At 71.6% G+C, this 2,642-nt stretch carries 3 protein-coding genes; 1 reads left to right on the top strand and 2 read right to left on the bottom strand.

Annotated elements, in window-relative coordinates:
- The first annotated feature begins 188 nt into the window (after positions 1–188).
- A complete protein-coding gene (locus ACXJKL_RS19005; RefSeq protein ID WP_457208564.1) occupies positions 189–710 on the top strand; it encodes a phage holin family protein in 522 nt (173 codons plus the stop codon).
- Here ACXJKL_RS19005 and ACXJKL_RS19000 read toward each other — a convergent pair.
- Positions 651–1,829, bottom strand: coding sequence for a MarP family serine protease (locus tag ACXJKL_RS19000; protein ID WP_457208563.1), 1,179 nt, complete (start codon positions 1,827–1,829; stop codon positions 651–653). The genes ACXJKL_RS19005 and ACXJKL_RS19000 overlap by 60 nt on opposite strands.
- A 4-nt stretch (positions 1,830–1,833) precedes the next feature.
- Positions 1,834–2,547 carry an NUDIX hydrolase gene (locus ACXJKL_RS18995; RefSeq protein ID WP_457208562.1) on the bottom strand — a complete coding sequence of 238 codons (714 nt, stop codon included), beginning with the start codon at positions 2,545–2,547 and terminating at the stop codon, positions 1,834–1,836.
- Between the last annotated feature and the right edge of the window lie 95 nt (positions 2,548–2,642).

Raw genomic sequence — 2,642 nt, 5'->3', positions numbered from 1 at the left:
GTCCACACCTCGTCCTCGGAGACGTCACGGTGGCCTTGGGGTTCGATCGGCATGCGGCACGCGGCCTTTCGCAGGGTCGCTGTCGGGACACTCCGCGCCCTGATGGACGTGGGCCGACCAGACTTCCCGGCACACCAGCGCCCACTGTATCGGGAGCGGGGTCGGCTCGGCGCCTCGCATCGCGGGCCTTGTGTAGGGTCACGACGTCAGACCAGCGTCGTACTTCTGCGAAGGACTCCACAAWGGCCACCACCCCGGTCAAGGACACCGATCCCACGATCGGCGGCCTCGTCATCGACGCCAGCCGCGACATCTCCACGCTGATCTCCAAGGAGATCCAGCTGGCGAAGTCCGAGCTCAAGGTCAGTGTCAAGCACGGCGGCACCGGCATCGGCCTCTTCGCCGGGGCCGCGTTCATCGGCGTCCTGGCGATCATCATGCTGTCGGTCGCCGTCGCCTACTTCATCCACATGACCGGGCTCGACCTGGCCTGGTGCTTCCTGATCGTCTTCGGCGTCTACCTGCTGCTGGCTGCGCTCCTGGGCTACATCGGCCTGCGTCAGGTCAAGCAGGTCAAGGCCCCGGAGCGGGCGATCAGCCAGGGCCGCGAGATCCCGGCCGCCCTGCGCGGCCGTGCCGACGCGCAGCCCTCAGTTGGTGCAGGCGCCGGTGCCGACGGCCTCGTCGCGGGTGACCCCCAGCGCCGCTGACTCGGCCACCTGGTCGGCCGTCAGCGCGTAGCCGGTGTCGGAGTCGGTGACGGACGCGGCGAAGACCAGCCCCACCACGTCGCCGCCCGACGACAGGATCGGACCGCCGGAGTTGCCGGCGCGCACCGAGCCGCGTAGCGAGAACACCTCGCGGATGACGGTGCCGTCGCCGTAGATGTCGGGTGAGCGCAGCCGCTGCTCGGAGCGGATGCGGCCGATCTGGACGTCGTACGGACCGTCCTGGGGGTAGCCCACGATGGCCACGCCGTCCTGGGGGGCGGCGTCGCGGTCGAAGACGAGGTGGGGCAGGTCGCCGTCGTCGAGGGCGAGCACGGCCACGTCGATGCGCGGGTCGTAGGACACGACCGTGGCGGTGACGCTCGTGCCGTCGCCGAGCTCCACCTGCGGCTGCCGGACCCCCGCGACGACGTGGGCGTTGGTCATCAGCCGGCCCTCGGAGTAGAGGAAGCCGCTGCCCTCGAGGCCGCTGCCGCAGGCGTTGGTGCCCCGCACCTTGAGCACGCTGCTCTGCGCGTCGACCACGTCGGGATCGGTGAGCAGCCGCTGCGGGCCTGCCTTGACCTCCACGATCCGCTCGGGCGCGAAGGGCTCGAGGTAGCGGGGGAAGAACGTCGCCCCCACCACGTTGTTGAACGCCTGGAGCACCCCGGTCGCCTCGCCGGGCAGCAGCGAGTCGACCTCGGCGAGCACGGACGAGTCCCGCACCGTGGGGGTGATGGCACCGATCCGGGAGCCGGAGACCGCGACGCCGAGGGCCCACGCGACGATGAGCACCGCCACCGCGCTCAGCGCGGCCCCGCCGACGGCGTCGACCGCGCGGATCGGCTGCCAGCGGATGTGGGCCCGGATCCGCGCGCCGGCGTACTGGAGGACGGCCTGGCCCACGGAGGCGGAGAGGATGACGATGAACAGTGCGCCCAGCGACACCCACACCGAGGGCTCGGCGTCGCCGAGGGCGATCGGCGCCAGCCACACACCGAACAGGCCGCCGCACAGCAGTCCCGCGGTCGCGAACGCGCCGGTGACGAAGCCCTGCCAGTAGCCGGACAGGGCGTAGATGCCCACCAGCGCGACGAGGCACCAGTCGAGGACGTTCACGTGCTCACTCCCCGAGCCTGGTGTGGGGCCTGAGGTCCTGGCCCGGTGTGGGATCACCTTGCAGCATGTACGCCGGGAGGTCACGCACCCGCTCCGGGTCCCAGGGTGTCGTCCAGTCCAGGAAGTCGAAGAGCCGGGCGATGATCCCGGCGGTGAAGCCCCACAGGATGACGTCGCGCTCCGGACCGATCAGGAACCCGGGAGCCAGCCAGCCGCTCGGGTGCCGCACGCTGACGCGGTGCTCGGGGTCGAGGAGCTCGCTGATCGGCACGTGGTGGATCTCGTGGACCTCGTCGGGACTCGCGATGCCGACCTCGCCCCGCTCCCGCCACCAGCCGAGCACCGGGGTGACGGCGAAGTTGCTGGGCGGCAGCCACAGCTCGGGCAGCTCGCCGAAGACCTCGATCGAGGTCGGGTCGAGGGCGATCTCCTCCTCGGCCTCGCGCAGGGCGGCCTCGATCGCCGTCTCCCCCGGGTCGATCGTGCCGCCGGGGAAGGACACCTGCCCCGGGTGCGAGCGCATGTGGTGGGCACGCTCGGTGAGGAGGATCTCCCCCTCGCCGTCGGCGTCGGTGTCCGCGAAGAGCATCAGCACCGCGCCCCGGCGGGGGTCGCCACCAGCGGGCGGCGCGAAGCGGGTGAGCTCGTGGACGCTGATCCGCGTGCACGCCTCGACGACGGGTCGCAGCCAGGCGGGCAGGCCGTCGGGGTCACTCACAACGTGACCCCGAGGTGGTCCTCGGCGAGGGCGACGATCTCCTCGACCGAGTCGACCGAGGTCGCCTCGAGGTGGGTGACCGTGCCGTCCGCGTC

The sequence above is a fragment of the Nocardioides sp. P5_C9_2 genome, from assembly GCF_054049555.1.
The sequence above is the reverse complement of the archived record's forward strand: the minus strand, read 5'-3'. Positions and strand labels throughout refer to the sequence as shown.